10 protein-coding genes and 1 pseudogene are annotated in these 16,470 nt (G+C 64.6%); 6 read left to right on the plus strand and 5 right to left on the minus strand.

Features of this window, described 5'->3' with window-relative positions; genetic code table 11:
* Window positions 1-71: 71 nt before the first annotated feature.
* Window positions 72-383 carry an Mpo1-like protein gene (locus F3J43_RS02880; protein ID WP_166883311.1) on the plus strand — a complete coding sequence of 104 codons (312 nt, stop codon included), beginning with the start codon at window positions 72-74 and terminating at the stop codon, window positions 381-383.
* A 36-nt stretch (window positions 384-419) separates the two neighbouring features.
* On the opposite strand, the gene F3J43_RS02885 is transcribed toward F3J43_RS02880, so the two are convergent.
* On the minus strand, window positions 420-1,235 hold the full coding sequence (locus F3J43_RS02885) for a UDP-2,3-diacylglucosamine diphosphatase (protein ID WP_166883312.1): 816 nt from the start codon (window positions 1,233-1,235) through the stop codon (window positions 420-422).
* A gap of 134 nt (window positions 1,236-1,369) precedes the next feature.
* Here F3J43_RS02885 and F3J43_RS02890 point away from each other — a divergent pair, with 134 nt between their 5' ends.
* Together F3J43_RS02890 and F3J43_RS02895 are read left to right on the plus strand one after the other, a co-directional pair.
* Window positions 1,370-2,137 (plus strand): AraC family transcriptional regulator, encoded by a 768-nt coding sequence (locus F3J43_RS02890; RefSeq protein ID WP_166883313.1) that lies wholly within the window; start codon window positions 1,370-1,372, stop codon window positions 2,135-2,137.
* 121 nt (window positions 2,138-2,258) lie between these two features.
* Window positions 2,259-3,149, plus strand: coding sequence for a DMT family transporter (locus tag F3J43_RS02895; protein WP_166883314.1), 891 nt, complete (start codon window positions 2,259-2,261; stop codon window positions 3,147-3,149).
* On the opposite strand, the gene F3J43_RS02900 is transcribed toward F3J43_RS02895, so the two are convergent.
* Window positions 3,150-3,431, minus strand: coding sequence for an Rdx family protein (locus F3J43_RS02900; protein ID WP_166883315.1), 282 nt, complete (start codon window positions 3,429-3,431; stop codon window positions 3,150-3,152).
* 67 nt (window positions 3,432-3,498) lie between these two features.
* Here F3J43_RS02900 and F3J43_RS02905 point away from each other — a divergent pair, with 67 nt between their 5' ends.
* Complete coding sequence (locus F3J43_RS02905; protein ID WP_166883316.1) at window positions 3,499-5,685, plus strand: patatin-like phospholipase family protein; 2,187 nt, start codon at window positions 3,499-3,501, stop codon at window positions 5,683-5,685.
* A gap of 83 nt (window positions 5,686-5,768) precedes the next feature.
* Here F3J43_RS02905 and F3J43_RS02910 read toward each other — a convergent pair whose 3' ends face one another.
* Both F3J43_RS02910 and recQ read right to left on the minus strand, forming a co-directional pair.
* Entirely contained in the window at window positions 5,769-6,206 is a 438-nt protein-coding gene (locus tag F3J43_RS02910) for a MarR family transcriptional regulator (RefSeq protein WP_166883317.1), read from the minus strand.
* Window positions 6,207-6,695: 489 nt separating this feature from the next.
* Window positions 6,696-8,492, minus strand: a pseudogene (gene recQ, locus F3J43_RS02915) (DNA helicase RecQ); the annotation flags it as partial.
* Window positions 8,493-8,738: 246 nt separating this feature from the next.
* Between recQ and F3J43_RS02920 the strand changes: the two are divergent.
* Together F3J43_RS02920 and F3J43_RS02925 are read left to right on the plus strand one after the other, a co-directional pair.
* Complete coding sequence (locus F3J43_RS02920) at window positions 8,739-9,326, plus strand: YecA/YgfB family protein (protein ID WP_166883319.1); 588 nt, start codon at window positions 8,739-8,741, stop codon at window positions 9,324-9,326.
* Between the two features lie 9 nt (window positions 9,327-9,335).
* Window positions 9,336-9,701, plus strand: a complete 366-nt coding sequence (locus F3J43_RS02925; RefSeq protein WP_166883320.1) for a YbaN family protein — start codon at window positions 9,336-9,338, stop codon at window positions 9,699-9,701.
* Window positions 9,702-9,745: 44 nt separating this feature from the next.
* Here the strand turns inward: F3J43_RS02925 and F3J43_RS02930 are convergent, their stop codons facing one another.
* Window positions 9,746-16,138, minus strand: a complete 6,393-nt coding sequence (locus F3J43_RS02930) for a retention module-containing protein (RefSeq protein WP_166883321.1) — start codon at window positions 16,136-16,138, stop codon at window positions 9,746-9,748.
* Window positions 16,139-16,470 lie beyond the last annotated feature (332 nt).

A 16,470-nucleotide genomic window follows, 5' to 3' on the forward strand; every position in this document is an offset into this window, starting at 1 on the left:
GACTCTAGACTCGATTCAGGCTCCACGTCGTCCATCCTGTCGCCAGCCTCGCAGATCCGGAAACCACCGCCATGACCCACACCGCGCAGTTCCGCAGTTTTGCCGAGTTCTATCCCTACTACCTGGGCGAGCACAGCAACGCCACCTGCCGCCGCCTGCACTTTGTCGGTACCAGCCTGGTGATCGCCCTGCTCGCCTACACCCTCGCCAGCGGCAAGTGGCTGTTGCTGCTGGTGGTCCCCCTGGCAGGCTACGGCTTCGCCTGGATCGGGCATTTCTTTTTCGAGAAGAACCGCCCGGCCACGTTCACCCACCCCTGGTATAGCCTGGTGGGCGACTTCGCCATGTTCCGCGACATCCTGCTCGGGCGTATCGCCCTCTGAACACACCTGAAGCGGCTCCAGGCCCAGACGCCGCCGTCAGGCCGGCTCGCCCTGCCCCGCCAACCGTCGCGCCACCTCCTGCGCCTGGGCTTGGGCAAAGCGGTACAGCTCGATCTGCCCATCCCAGTGCTCGATCAAGGCCGTGCACGATTCCACCCAGTCACCGCAGTTGAGGTACTCCACCTCACCGACCCGACGGATCTCGGCATGATGGATATGCCCGCACACCACGCCCTGGAAGCCGCGCCGCGTGCACTCATGGGCAATCGCGTCCTCGAAGTCGCTGATGTAGCTCACCGCCCCCTTGACCTTGTGCTTGAGGTACGCCGACAGCGACCAGTAGCCGTAGCCATAGCGGGCCCGCCAATGGTTCAGCCAGCGATTGAGCACCAGGCTGAGCTCATAGGCACGATCGCCGAGAAAGGCCAGCCAGCGGTGGCAACGGGTAATCACGTCGAACTGGTCGCCATGCACCACCAGCAGGCGTCGACCGTCGGCGGTCAGGTGCTCGGCTTCGTCCACCAGTTGGATGTTGCCGAGGATCAGCTTCGAATAGCGGCGCAGGAACTCGTCGTGATTGCCCGTGACATAGATCACCTCGGTGCCGCGTTTGCTCATGGTCAGCAGGCGCCGGATGACATTGGTGTGGGCCTGCGGCCAGTAGATGCCGCCGCGCAGCTTCCAGCCGTCGATGATGTCGCCGACCAGGTAGATGCGATCGGCCTGGTAGCCCTTGAGAAAATGCGACAGGTGCTCGGCCTGACAATCCCGAGTCCCCAGGTGCACATCGGAGATCCACAAGGTACGAACCCGCTGCTTGCGGGACGGGCGGGCGGTTTCGACGTGGGTCATGGGCAGTCTCCGGCACTGTTTGCTGGAGCCTGGCAGGCACAGATGACAGCCAGGTGGCCGTCCGATGACCATCCTGCGCGCGCGGCAAAGCCTGCGCCAGGTGTACACTCGCCGCTGTCTCGCGAGGATCTGCCATGACCATCGGCCCGCTGCTTTCGCTGCGCCACTACCGCCACGACCTGATCGCCCATAGCCATGAACATCCGCAGCTGGTGTTCGGCTTGCACGGACACCTGGATTTCGAGGTCCAGGGACGCGCAGCGCAGGTCGAACGCCAGGACCTGATGGTGGTGCCCGCCGGCGCCCATCACGCCTGTGGCAGCAGGGCCGGCAGCCATTGCCTGGTACTGGACGTGCCAGGCGAGCACTGGCTTGCCCAGCACCTGGGCGAGCATGCCGATCACAGCCGCCACCTGCTCGACCGCCCTGGCGCCATGGCCCTGGACAACCGCCAGCAGCAACTGGTGGACTGGCTCGCCGCCCGTCCGGTGGACGATCCGCTGATCGCACGCCAGGGTGCCGTCCTGCTGCTGGCCAGCCTGCTGCCAAGCGCGGGAGCCACGCCGATCTTCGGCAAGCGCCTGCCTTATGCCGCCTTCGACGCCCACATCGAGCAGCACGCCGCCCACCCGCTGCAGGTGGCCGACCTGGCGCGGCTGGCCGGCCTGTCCAGCACACGGCTGCACGCACGCTTCACCAGCGAATGCGCGATGACGCCGATGGACTACATCCGCCAGCGTCGGCTGTTGCTGGGGCGTCGACTGCTGCGCGAGACCTTGCTGCCGGTAGGTGAGATCGCCGCGCGGGTGGGATATGGCTCGCAAAGCGCCTTCAGCGCGGCAGTGATGCGCGCGTTCGGCTGCACGCCGAGCATGTTGCGGCGAGAGTCTGGCGACAATTGACGGCGGCTGCGCGACAGACAGCCAGGGCCGCGGCTCTTACACTCGAGGCCAGGATTTCTGCTGACCGAGCCGCCCCCGTGACGGCCCAGGCACAACCCACCCTCGCATGCAAAGGACTTCAATGAACCACCGCACCGCCCTCGGCGCCCTGCACATCGGCGCGCTGTTCTTCGGCCTGACCGGCGTCTTCGGCAAACTGGCCGCCAGCGCCAGCCCCTCGATCATCGTCTTCGGCCGCGCCGCCTTCGCCGTGCTGGCCCTGGGCCTGTTCGCCAGCCTGGCACGCCAGGCCTGGCAACCACTGCGCGGCCAGGACCTGCGCCGACTGCTGCTGGGTGGCGTGCTGCTGGCCGGACACTGGGTGAGCTTCTTCGTCGCGGTCAAGGTCGGCGGCGTGGCCATCGCCACCCTGGGCTTCGCCAGCTTCCCGGCCTTCACCGTGATCCTCGAGGGCCTGCTGTTTCGCGAGCGAATCCGCCGCAACGAAGCGTTGCTGGTAGTGCTGGTGAGCATCGGCCTGGTGCTGGTCACCCCGCAGTTCGACCTGGCCAGCGAAGCCACCGGCGGGTTGCTCTGGGCGCTGCTGTCGGGCTTGCTGTTCTCGCTGCTGTCGTTGACCAACCGCGCCGGCTCCGGACGACTGCCAGCCGTGCAGGCCGCGCTATGGCAGAACCTGGTGGTGGCCCTGTGCCTGCTGCCGTTCGCCGCGCCAGGGTTGGCTGGCGTGACAGCGATGGACTGGCTGTGGATCGCCCTGCTGGGAATCTTCTGCACAGGCGTCGCCCACAGCCTGTTCGTCGCCAGTCTGGCGGTGATCAAGGCCCGCACCGCGGCGGTGGTGTTCGGCATGGAGCCGGTGTATGGCATCGCCGTGGCCTGGGTAGTGTTCGCCGAGACCCCGACCCTGCGCATGCTCGCCGGTGGCGGCTTGATCATCTTCGCCATCGTGCTGTCCAGCCGCATGGCCGCCGAGCAGCCACCCAAGCCGCGGCCCTTGGCCGAAGGCACCTGATCAGCGATCGATGTGGCCCAGGTCGCGTTGCGGGTCGATCAGGTCACGTACCCGCTGCTTGAGCACCTTGGCCTCGGGAAAACCACCATCGGCCTTGCGCTCCCAGATCTGCACGCCGTCGCAGGTGATGCGGAAGGCGCCCCCGGTCGCCGGCTCCAGCGCCACCCGGCCGAGTTCGTCGGCGAAGGTGCTGAGCAACTCCTGGGCCAGCCAGGCGGCTCGCAGCAGCCACTGGCACTGGGTGCAGTAAACGATGACAATTTCCGGCTTGGTGTCGGCCATGATGAAGCGTCTCCAGAGAATGTGCCGCTTATACTAGCGATCTTTACCCTCTGACTTGAGACTCACGATGCGCCGCCTGCTGTTCTGCCTTCTGCTGACGCTCACTTCGCTTTCCGTGCTCGCCGCCGAGCAGGCCCGACCGAAGATCGGCCTGGTGCTGTCCGGCGGCGCGGCCCGTGGCCTGGCCCATATCGGCGTGCTCAAGGCACTGGAGGAACAGGGCGTGCATATCGACGCCATCGCCGGCACCAGCATGGGCGCGGTGGTCGGCGGGCTCTACGCCTCGGGCTACAGCATCGAGGAGCTGGAAAAGCTGGCCACCACCCTGGACTGGCAGCAGGCGTTGTCGGATGCCCCACCGCGCAAGGACGTGCCGTTCCGGCGCAAGCAGGACGACCGCGACTTCCTGGTCAAGCAGAAGCTGAGCTTTCGCGACGATGGCAGCCTGGGCCTGCCGCTGGGAGTGATCCAGGGCCAGAACCTGGCCCTGCTGCTGGAAAGCAAGCTGGCCCACACTGCCGACATCCGCGACTTCGACAAGCTGCCGATCCCCTTCCGCGCCGTGGCCACCGACATCGCCAGCGGCGAGAAGGTGGTGTTCCGCCGTGGCCACCTGCCCCAGGTGATCCGTGCCAGCATGTCGATCCCGGCTGTATTCGCGCCGGTGGAGCTGGATGGCCGGCTGCTGGTGGACGGCGGCATGACCGACAACATCCCCCTGGACGTGGTGCGCGAGATGGGTGTCGACCTGGCCATCGTGGTCGACATCGGCACACCGCTGCGCAACCGCAAGCAACTGGCCACGGTGGTCGATGTGCTCAACCAGTCGATCACCCTGATGACCCGCCGCAACTCCGAGGAGCAACTGGCCAGCCTGGGGCGCGAAGACATCCTCGTGCAACCGCCCCTGGCCAGCTTCGGCGTCACCGATTTCGGTCGCGCCCGTGACATGATCGATGCCGGCTACCGCGCCACCCGCGCCCTCGATCCGCGCCTCGCCGCGCTGCACCGCCCCGACGGCGGCGGCAACCTGGCCGCGGCCCGCTCGCCGGGTCAGCGCACCCCGGTCATCACCGCGATCAAGGTCGAGAACGACTCCAAGGTCAGCGACGACGTGATCCGCTACTACATCCGCCAGCACGTCGGCGAACCACTGGACCTCGACCGCCTGCAGACCGACATGGGCACCCTGTACGGCCTCGACTACTTCGACCAGGTGCAGTACCGGGTGGTGCACAAGGGCGATGACAACACCCTGGTAATCAACGCCCGAGGCCGCCGCGGTGGTACCGACTACCTGCGCCTGGGCTTGAACCTGTCCGACGACATGCGTGGCGACAGCGCCTTCAACCTGGGCGCCAGCTACCGGGTCAACGGCATCAACCGGCTGGGCGCGGAATGGCTGACCCGGGCGCAGATCGGTGACAAGCAGGAGCTCTACAGCGAGTTCTACCAGCCGCTGGACATCGGTTCGCGCTATTTCGTCGCCCCGTATCTGGACCTCGGCTCGCAAAACGTCGAGTCCACCCTGGACAACGACCCGATCGCCGAGTATCGCCTCGAGCGCTATGGTTTCGGGCTGAACCTGGGGCGCCAGATCAGCACCTACGGCGAAGTGCGCCTGGGCGTGGGCAAGGCCTGGGGCAAGGCCCAGGTACGCGTGGGTGACCAGGACCTGCCGGATGTCAGCTTCAATGAAGGCTTCTACGAACTGAAGTACTCCTACGACACCTTCGACAACGTGTACTTCCCCCACAGCGGCGAGGACATCGGCCTGACCGTGCGCAAGTACGACAAGTCGCTGGATTCGGACCAGAGCTACCGGCAGTGGGCGCTGAACCTGGACAAGGCCTTCAGCAGCGGGCCGAACACCCTGGTACTGGGCGGCCGCTACGGGCGCACCCTGGACACAGCCGAGGTGGTGACCTCGAGCTTCGTGTTCGGTGGCGCACGGCAGTTGTCAGGCTTCCGCCAGGATTCGGTGTCCGGGCAGAACATGAGCCTGCTGCGCATGGTCTACTACCGTCGCCTCACGCCGAGGGCCTACCTGCCGCTGGACTTCCCGCTGTACCTGGGCGGCTCGCTGGAGCGGGGCCGAGCCTGGAACAACGACAATGAGTTCGACAGTGGCTACATCAACGCAGCGAGTATCTTCCTGGGACTGGAAACGCCGCTGGGACCACTGAATCTGAGCTACGGGGCCAACAGTGACCATGAGAAGGCGGTGTACCTGAACCTGGGGCACACCTTCTAGGCTCTGTGTGAAATGACCGCGGGGCAAGCCCGCCCCCAGATCATGCCTGGGAGCGGGCTTGCCCCGCGATGGCGTGCAGCCGCTCAGGATTTTTCGAGGTTGCCGAGAATCTTCGCATGCACCCGCATGCACACTTCCAGATCAGCTTCGTCCACGCCAGTGAACAGTTCGACGCGCAAGGCGTTGGCGATGGTCTCGATCTGCTCGATCAGCGGCTTGGCCGGCGGGCAGAGCAGGATCTTCTTCGCCCGGCGATCCTCCACCACCGCCTGGCGGCGCACCAGGCCCTGGCTTTCCAGGCTGTCGAGCAAGCGAGCCAGGGTTGGCCCCTCGACGCCGACGCTCTGCGCCAGCTCACGCTGGGTGGGCGCTTCTTCGAAACGCGCCAGGTGCAACAGCACCAGCCAGCGTGCCTGGGACAGGTTCAGCCCGGCCAGGCGGCGGTCCAGTTCGGCGCGCCAACCCCGGGACATCTGGGCCAGCTGCATGCCGAAGCGGTGTTGGTTGTCGGTCAGGGGCATAAGCAACTCGATGTATAGAACTAATTATTAGTCAGCTAATCATGGCCCGACCGATCAGGCAAGGCTCAGCCGTGGAGAAATAGCTGAAACCCGTGTAAGAGCCTGACAAAGATCAGCAAATGGCATGAATGCCGGCGATCAGAGTTCGAACTCCGCCGCCAGTGCCGCACGCACGCAGTACAGCACGCCCTCTGGCACCCGCTGGCCAAACTGCGGCGCCACGGTGGATACCGGCGGCAGCTCGCCCTCGCCATCGAGGAAGGCATCCTGCACTTCCATCATCAGCTCTTCCGGCAGGTCCAGGGCCTGCTCCAGGCTCAGCTCCTGGCGACCGATAGCCTCGGCCAGCAGGCTGTACACGTTCTTCTCGCTGCAGTTGAGCTGGCCGGCGATCTGCGCTGGCGTCATGCCCGCGCGTGCCAGGCTGACCAGTTCATGGCGCAGGTCGAGCACTACCTTCGGTGCCTCCTCCGTGCCGCCAGCGCCATTGAGCACTTCGAGGAAAGCCTGGCCGTAGCGCTCCAGCTTGCGCGCGCCAACACCACTGACCTGGGCCATGTCGCCGAGGCTGGCGGGCATGCTGCGCAGCATCTCCAGCAGGGTCGAGTCGGGGAAGATGACATAGGGCGGCACGCTGTGCTCCTCGGCGAGCTTGCGCCGCAGGGTGCGCAGCGCCTCCCACAGCTCGCGCTCCTCGGCCCGCACCAGTTGGCTGGCCGGGCTGCCGCCGCTGCCACCGGAGGCCTTGGCCACGGTCTGCGGCTTGAGGTCGCGGCGCAGTTGCAGGTTCACCTCGCCACGCAACAGCGGGCGGCAACTGTCGGACAGGCGCAGGCCGCCATAGCCTTCCAGGTCGATGTCCACCAGGCCACGGGCCACCAACTGGCGGAACAGCGAACGCCATTCGGCCTCCGCCAGCGTCTTGCCGACGCCGAACACCGAGAGCTTCTCGTGGCCGAAATTGCGCACTTTCTCGTTGTCCTTGCCCAGCAGCACGTCGATCAGGTGGCCGACACCATAGCGCTGGCCGGTGCGAAATACCGCCGACAAGGCCTGGCGCGCGGGCTCCGTGGCATCCCAGGTCTGCACCTGGTCGACGCAGTTGTCGCAATGCCCGCAAGGCTGTTCCAGCACTTCGTCGAAATACGCCAGCAGCGACTGGCGACGGCAGCGGGTCTCCTCGCACAGGGCCAGCATGGCATCGAGCTTATGCTGCTCGATACGCTTGTGGCGCTCGTCGCCTTCGGAGTTCTGCAGCATCTGCTTGAGCATCACCATGTCCTGCAGGCCATAGGCCATCCAGGCGTCCGACGGCAGGCCGTCACGGCCGGCGCGACCGGTTTCCTGGTAATAGGCCTCGAGCGACTTGGGCAGGTCGAGGTGGGCGACGAAGCGCACGTTGGGCTTGTCGATGCCCATGCCGAAGGCGATGGTGGCGACCATGATCAGCCCTTCCTCGTTGAGGAAGCGATGCTGGTTGGCAGCGCGGGTCTCGGCGGCCAGACCGGCGTGGTACGGCAGCGCCGGGAAACCCTGGTCGCAGAGGAACGCGGCGGTCTCGTCGACTTTCTTGCGCGACAGGCAGTAGACGATGCCGGCGTTGCCACGACGCTCGCCGAGAAACGCCATCAACTGCTTGCGCGGCGACTCCTTGGGCACGATACGGTAGAAGATGTTCGGCCGGTCGAAGCTCGACAGGAAACGCTCGGCGCCCTGCAGGTGCAGGCGCTGGACGATCTCCTCGCGGGTACGCATGTCGGCGGTGGCAGTCAGGGCGATGCGCGGCACATGGGGGAACAGCTCGGCGAGCTGGCCCAATTGCAGGTATTCCGGACGGAAGTCATGCCCCCATTGCGACACGCAATGGGCCTCGTCGATGGCGAACAGGGCAATGTCGAGGCCACGCAGGAACTCCAGCATGCGTGGCTGCACCAGGCGCTCCGGCGCCAGGTAGAGCATCTTCACCTCGCCGCGGCGCAGGCGCGCGGCCAGCTCGCGCTGCTGCTCGGGGCTCAGCGTCGAGTTCAGCGCTGCGGCGGCCACGCCCAGCTCGTCGAGGGTGGCGACCTGGTCGTCCATCAGCGCGATCAGCGGCGAAACCACTACCGTCAGGCCCGGACGCAGCAAGCCCGGCACCTGGAAACACAGGGACTTGCCGCCGCCAGTGGGCATCAGCACCAGGGCGTCGCCGCCGTTGGCCACACATTCGATGATCGCCGCCTGGCGCCCGCGGAAACTGTCGTAACCGAAGACATCCTTGAGGACGCGCTGAGCCTGTTCGAGCATTTGCCACTCCAAAAATCGCCGTACCATCCTGGACTCAGGCTGGACGATAAATCCGCCGCGCACACACTGAATGCGTAAGCGGTTTTTGCCAGCTGCAACGAAAATCGGCAGCCGGCACGAAAAACCGCGGAGTATACCCGAGTGCCCTGCCCCCCGGCATGCTCCGGTGACAGACGTTCCCTTTGCCCGCCGGCCGCCGCAAGGTGCTAGAATCCACTATCGTTTATTCCCCAAGGTAGCCCCGTAATGTCCTTCGCCGAGCAACTGACCCGCCTGCAAGCCTTCCTCGACGCCGACGAGCTGCACGAAGAAGCGCTGGACTACGTCGCCGCACACGGCTACCTGACCGCGCTGTCGATCTGCTCGGAAGAAGTGCCAGAGCGCGAATGGATCGACGCGCTGTTCGCCGAGGAACCCCACTACGCCAGCGAGGCCCAGCGCACCGAGATCGAAGCCACCCTGGTCGCGCTCAAGGGCCACATCGCCCGCCAACTGGCCAGCGACGAGGAGTTCGACCTGCCATGCGAGCTGGACCTGACCGACGAGCCGGACGATTCCGACCTGCGCGGCTGGTGCATTGGCTTCATGGAAGGTGTGTTCCTGCGTGAAGAGGCCTGGTTCGAGAACGCCGAGGAAGAAGTCAGCGAAATGCTCCTGCCGATCATGGTCGGCTCGGGCCTGTTCGACGAACAGCCGGAGTTCGCCGACATCGCCAGCAACGCCAACCTGCAGGACGACATGATCGTGCAGATCCCCGAGGCGCTGAGCGCCCTGTTCCTGCTGCTGCACGCCCCCGAAGAAAAACCTGCCCTGCTCAAGCCTCGCCACCACTGATCACGCGTGGTGCGCTACCTGCTGCTGGCCACCGGCTGGCTCAGTGTCGCGCTGGGGGTGGCAGGAATTTTCCTGCCGGTGTTGCCCACCACCCCGTTCCTGCTGCTCGCGGCGGCCTGCTTCGCCCGTAGCTCGCCGCGCTTTCACCACTGGCTGGTGAACCACCCGAAGCTCGGGCCATGGATCCACGACTACCTCAGCGGTGAAGGCATTCCCTTGAAGGGCAAGGTCTACGCCATCGGCCTGATGTGGGCGAGCATCGGGCTCTCCTGCTACCTGGTGCCGCTGTTCTGGGCGCGAGCGTTCATGTTGACCAGCGCGGTGCTGGTCAGCGCGTGGATCCTGAAGCAGAAGACCCTGCGGCGCCTGCGCTGACCCCCATCGCGGGGCAAGCCCGCGCCCACGCTGGCGCAGTGGGCTTACACCGTGTCCACCTTCAGCGAATGGTCATTGAGCATGCCGTTGATGATGGTCGCGGTGTCATGCCCTGCCGCGATCACCCCGCCCGCCCCGGCAGAAACCCCATAATGCTGGGCCAGGTCGACACCCGCCAGGTCGATGGTCTGGGTCGGTGCCGCGCCAGCGACACTGCTGACCTCGATGGTCGACACGACATTACTGCCGGTACCGCTGACCTTGAAGTGCAGGTAGTCGTCCAGTGACGCACTGGTGGCGTTCTCGCCCTGCAGCAACTGCGACAGGTCGAGGTGATCGCTGCCTGGCGTGAAGTCGGTCACGGTATCGTGCCCCGTGTCGCCCTTCTGCCAGACGAACGTGTCGTTGCCCGGGCCACCGGTCATCACATCGTCGCCCGGGCCGCCGATCAGGGTGTCATTGCCTGCGCCGCCCTTGAGCACATCGTTGCCAGCACCACCATTGAGCACATTGTCGCCATCGTTGCCGATCAGGGTGTCGTTGTAGTTCGAGCCGATCAGGTTCGCGATGTTGACCAATGTGTCCATGCCCGCGCCCACGGTGTTCTGCACACCGACATGGCTCAGGTCGACCACCACCCCAGCGCTTGCCCGGGCGAAACTGGCCGTGTTGATGCCCGCCCCGCCATCGAGCAGGTCATTGCCAGGGCCGGCGATCAGCAGGTCATTGCCGTCGCCGCCATACAAGTGATCGTTGCCCGGCCCCGCCACCAGTACGTCATTGCCAGCGCCGCCATTGATGATGTTGTCACCAGGCCCGCCCACCAGCACATCGTCGCCACTGGTACCGGCCAGGGTGTGCCCGGCCTGGTAAGTGATGTCGACGGCGCCGGTGGCCGTGCCGCCATGCCCATCGCTGAGGTTGTAGCTGTCGTGGATCACCTCGTTGGTGGCGTTGCTGTAGTCCACCACCAGGCTCAGCTTGTAGTTTTCCGCCGCTTTGCTATTGCCCACGGCATTGTCGGTATTCACCAGGTGCACGCTGTACACCCCATCATGGCTGGCGGTGAAGCTGCCACCATCGGCGATGGCCTGGTAGCTGCCGCCGGCCTCCTTCCACTCCATCGCCAGGTTGCCTGCGGGCCGGTCGTGGTCCAGGGTCAGCGTCTCGCCTTTGTGCAATGTCACCGTGAAGGTGTCCTCGTCGTTGGCGTTGGCGCTGCTGATCACGCCCAGGTAGCCGACCACCACCAGGGCAGCGGTCATGCTGCCGGATACGCTGGTGAACTCGCTGCGCGCAAGATCGCGGAACTGGTTCTCGGGCTTGTTGGGTACACCATCGAACAGCACGGTCTGGACCTGGGCCCCGACCGTGAAGCCCGCGCCTTTGTCGGCAAAGCCGGTATTGAAAGTGATCGGCGAGGCACTCAGGCGATCGTGATCCGGATCACTGTCGTTGGCCAGCAAGGCTTCGGCCGGCACGCTGAGGCTGCTGCCCGCGATGTTGGTGATGATGTGATCGGCCACCGCCACCGGCGCGCCATTGCTGTTGACGTTGATCGTCAGGTTGGCAGCGCTGGTGTCGCCGTCGTTGTCGGCGGCGACGAAACCGATCTTCTCCACCTGGTTGCTGCCGATGTCCTTCGGCGGCGTGTAGGTGAACTCGCCGCTGTCCATCGCCACCCGCAGGCTGCCGCCCAGGCCGGTCCTGATGATCAGGCTGTTGTCGCTGCTGTCGAACAGCCCCTTGTCGGCCCCGCCGCTTACCGTATACCCCCCATGCCCGGCGTTGGCCTTGGGATCGTAGGTATAGGTGGTGCCATCGACCAGCAGCGCCTTGATGAAACCACCGTCGGCGCCAAAGGTGCCGCCGCTCATCAGGCTGCCGGAGACCGGCGCGCCCTGCACCGTGCCCGACAGCACCGCGCTGAGTTGGCCAAGATCGGTGACCACCACCGAGTTGGTGTCGACATGACTGCTGCCGTCATAGGCCAATGGATTGAGGTTGCCCTCGTTGACCCCGGCCCCCAGGCCAATCGCGTAGGACTTGATGCCATTGCTGTCGAGGAAGCTTTCCCAGGTTGCCTCGCGGCCGGCCGTCATGCCATGGCCACTGCTGGGGGCACCATCGGAAAAGAAGTAGGCGACGTTCTGCGCCCCTTCGAGCTTGCCGCTGCTGGCAAAGACCTGCTGGGCCTTGGTGGCGGCCGCGTCGTAGTAAGTTGCACCACCCGCGCTGAGCCCGGCGACGATGCTCTTGGCTTCGCTGATCGAGACCCACACTGGCGACTGGGCAGTGGCGCCGCTGGAGAAGGTGACGATCTGCACCTTGATCTCGCCCATGGCGTCGTAGCGGTCAAGCAGGCTGTTGATGGCCTGCTTGGCCAGGGCCAGGCGGGTCAGGCCCTGGACACCAGAGGCATCGTTCATGCTGCCCGAGACATCGATCACCAGCAGCAGGTTGGAGTCCACCGGACTCGGCGTGATGCTGCGCACCGCCGATTCAGTCTGCGGCACGTCATCGACGATGTTGATGACGATGCTGCTGGTGACACTATTGCCCTGGGCATCAGTGGCCTTGTAGGTGAACGACTCGGTGACTGTGTTCGCACCATCATCGGCACCGCCTGGCGTCTTCGGCGCACTGGTCAAGGTGTAGGTGTAGGAGCCATCGGGGTTGAGCTGAATCTGTCCGTATTGCCCCACTGCGTTTCCAACCAAGGTGAACGTCAGGGCTCCGGAACCTCCTGTGACCGACCCCGCCAACGAGCCCGACGCCGTCTCGGCGGTCGAGGTCGGATCGCTGCCGGTGACGTTGCCCGCCGCCAGGTCATTGCCATCGCGGACCAGGTCCAGGGCCTTCTCATACACCGTCACTTCGCTGTCCGGGCTGGCGATCAGTTGGCTGTCGTGCACGTTGATGTGGATGGTCGCCGTACTCTCATCGCCGTCGGCATCGCGGATGGTGTAGACGAATGTGTCGCTAGCCCATGCGGGCAGGTCCAAATTGGGATTGGCGTGATAAGTGCCGTTGCCTTGGGAGTCGAGGGTCAAATAGCCGTACAGGCCCATGATCTGCTCGCCCACGTGGCCGATAGCCGAGGTGCTGGTATCACTGCCTGCACGCACGCCCACCACATACTGGTGATCGGCTCGCACATCGGCGCCGATCACATCGTTGGCCAGCACATTGCCGCTGACAGTGCCGCCCTCGGTGACGTCGGCGTAGTCGCAATGGGCTTTGGGCACGTCGTCGACGATGTTGATGACGATAGTGCTGGTGGTCGAGTTGCCCAGCGCGTCTTTCACCTGGTAGGTGAAGGCCTCGGTCACCACGTTCGGCCCATCGTTGATGTGATTGGGCGAGTTCGGCGCCGACGTCAGGGTGTAGGTGTAGGAGCCGTCGGCGTTGAGCTGAATCTGCCCATATTGCCCCACGGCGTTGCCGACCAGGGTGAAGGTCAATGCTCCGGAGCCGCCCGTGACCGAACCCGCCAGCGAGCCCGACGCCGTCTCGGCGGTCGAGGTCGGATCGCTGCCGGTGACGTTGCCCGCCGCCAGGTCATTACCATCGCGGACCAGGTCCAGCGCCTTCTCATACACCGTCACTTCGCTGTCCGGGCTGGCGATCAGTTGGCTGTCGTGCACGTTGATGTGGATGGTCGCCGTACTCTCATCGCCGTCGGCATCGCGGATGGTGTAGACGAATGTGTCGCTAGCCCATGCGGGCAGGTCCAAATTGGGATTGGCGTGATAAGTGCCGTTGCCTTGGGAGTCGAGGGTCAAATAGCCGTACAGGCCCATGATCTGCTCGCCCACGTGGCCGATAGCCGAGGTGCTGGTATCACTGCCTGCACGTACACCCACCACGTACTGATGATCGGCTCGCACATCGGCACCGATCACATCATTGGCCAGCACATTGCCGCTGACAGTACCGCCTTCGGTGACGTCGGCGTAGTCGCAATGGGCTTTGGGCACGTCGTCGACGATGTTGATGACGATGGTGCTGGTGGTCGAGTTGCCCAGCGCGTCTTTCACCTGGTAGGTAAAGGCCTCGGTCACCACGTTCGGCCCATCGTTGATGTGATTGGGCGAGTTCGGCGCCGACGTCAGGGTGTAAGTGTAGGAGCCGTCGGCGTTGAGCTGAATCTGTCCGTATTGCCCCACTGCGTTTCCAACCAAGGTGAACGTCAGGGCTCCGGAACCTCCTGTGACCGACCCCGCCAGCGAGCCCGACGCCGTCTCGGCGGTCGAGGTCGGATCGCTGCCGGTGACGTTGCCCGCCGCCAGGTCATTACCATCGCGGACCAGGTCCAGCGCCTTCTCATACACCGTCACTTCGCTGTCCGGGCTGGCGATCAGTTGGCTGTCGTGCACGTTGATGTGGATGGTCGCCGTACTCTCATCGCCGTCGGCATCGCGGATGGTGTAGACGAATGTGTCGCTAGCCCATGCGGGCAGGTCCAAATTGGGATTGGCGTGATAAGTGCCGTTGCCTTGGGAGTCGAGGGTCAAATAGCCGTACAGGCCCATGATCTGCTCGCCCACGTGGCCGATAGCCGAGGTGCTGGTATCACTGCCTGCACGTACACCCACCACGTACTGATGATCGGCTCGCACATCGGCACCGATCACATCATTGGCCAGCACATTGCCGCTGACAGTACCGCCTTCGGTGACGTCGGCGTAGTCGCAATGGGCTTTGGGCACGTCGTCGACGATGTTGATGACGATGGTGCTGGTGGTCGAGTTGCCCAGCGCGTCTTTCACCTGGTAGGTGAAGGCCTCGGTCACCACGTTCGGCCCATCGTTGATGTGATTGGGCGAGTTCGGCGCCGACGTCAGGGTGTAGGTGTAGGAGCCGTCGGCGTTGAGCTGAATCTGCCCATATTGCCCCACGGCGTTGCCGACCAGGGTGAAGGTCAATGCTCCGGAGCCGCCCGTGACCGAACCCGCCAGCGAGCCCGACGCCGTCTCGGCGGTCGAGGTCGGATCGCTGCCGGTGACGTTGCCCGCCGCCAGATCATTACCATCGCGGACCAGGTCCAGCGCCTTTTCATACACCGTCACCGAGCTGTCGGAACCAGCGAGCAACTGGCTGTCATGAAGGCTGACGGTGATGGTGGTGGTGCTCTCGTCACCGTCGGCATCGCGAATGGTGTAGACGAACGTGTCGCTGGCCCACGCAGGCAGGTCCAGGTTGGGGTTGGCGTGATAAGTGCTGTTGCCTTGAGCATCGAGGGTCAGGTAGCCATACAGCCCCATGATCTGTTCGCCCACATGGCCGATGGCCGAAGTGCTGGTGTCACTGCCTGCACGCACACCCACCACGTATTGATGATCGGCTCGCACATCGGCACCGATCACATCGTTGGCCAGCACATTGCCGCTGACGGTGCCACCCTCGGTGACGTCGGCAAAGTCGCGATGGGCATTGGGCACGTCATCGACAATGTTCACGTCCAACATGCCACTGGCGCTGCTGCCATTGCTGTCGGTAGCCGTGACGCTGAAGTGTTCGGCCAGGCTGTTGGTACCGTCGCCCGGAGCATGGCTTTCGCTACCTTGCAGGGTATAGCTGTAACTGACCACTCCGGTCGCCGGATTGTAGCCAGTGATGGTCAGGGTGTTGCCCAGTGCCGTGGTGATCGACTGCGGGAAACCGGCTGCCACCCCGCCACTGACGATCGCGATGCCACCCACGCTCAGGCTTTGCAAGCCATCAGGGGCGCTCAGGATGAAGGTACCGCGCTGGGTCAAGGCAGTGGCGTCAGGGGCACTGCCGTCGGCCAGGTTCTTTTCGAAGAGCGTGAGCTCGCCACCCTGCACATCCAGGCCGCTGAGGGTGACCGGATGATCCGGCACGATCACCGGCGGCGTCACCACAGGTGTCGATGTCGTGGGGCGCGTATCGGCGTTCGGCGTGGTGTCCTGGCCACCGATGTAGCGGTTATCCAGTTCCGGGAAGCCGTTGAAGCCCGCCGTGGGAAAACCGATCGTTGGATCGACCCGCCCGCCCACTTCCGTCAGCAGGACAAAACTGTGACCACCACCGAGCACGCCCGAAAGGTTACCGTTGCCAACACCAGCTGCTGGGGCCTCGCCTTGCTGGGTCGGGTCGGCACCTGCGGCAATGGCCTGTTGCATACGTTCGACATCGGTGAGCTGCGCCGCACTGGGCGTCGTGTCACCGGCATGCCCAGGGGGAGCCTGGACAGCCAGCAGGTTCGGCGTCAGTTGCAGATTGCTGTCGCGGCCCAAGGTCAGTTCGGCGCCACTGTGCAGGTGCACGGCTACCGCACCTGCGGCCCCGGTCTCCAGCTGTTCGCCCACGAACAGACGGTCGCCTTCCACCAACTGGCGGCGGTGCCCGTCACTGCCCACCGCGAAGACCTGGCCCACCACCTTGCTGACCACACCGATTAACTTAGCCATGCGCTCACGCCTCCCCTGCCGATGGGTATGCAGTCAAAGGCGTACCGGGTAATACGGGCAGCGCACCGGGATGATTCATCCGTCGGTGCGTTGCTGTCACCTGCGTGAGAAATCACGCGCCCTGTGACGTTTGTCGCGATAGCGGTGATAGATAATGGCCATCATTAGGCGACAATTTTTTGTCGCCATATTCCGCCCTCGCCCTCCTCCCCTGCTTCCTTAGCTGCAATAAATGCTGGAACTTTCTTGATACCCCGGAAATCGCCGGCTCAAGCGGATCCCCGTAAACACTTGCAAGAAACAATGTGCCGAATAGCTTAGAACTCATAAGT

The organism is Pantoea sp. Cy-639 (assembly GCF_011752525.1).
Taxonomy (GTDB): domain Bacteria; phylum Pseudomonadota; class Gammaproteobacteria; order Pseudomonadales; family Pseudomonadaceae; genus Aquipseudomonas.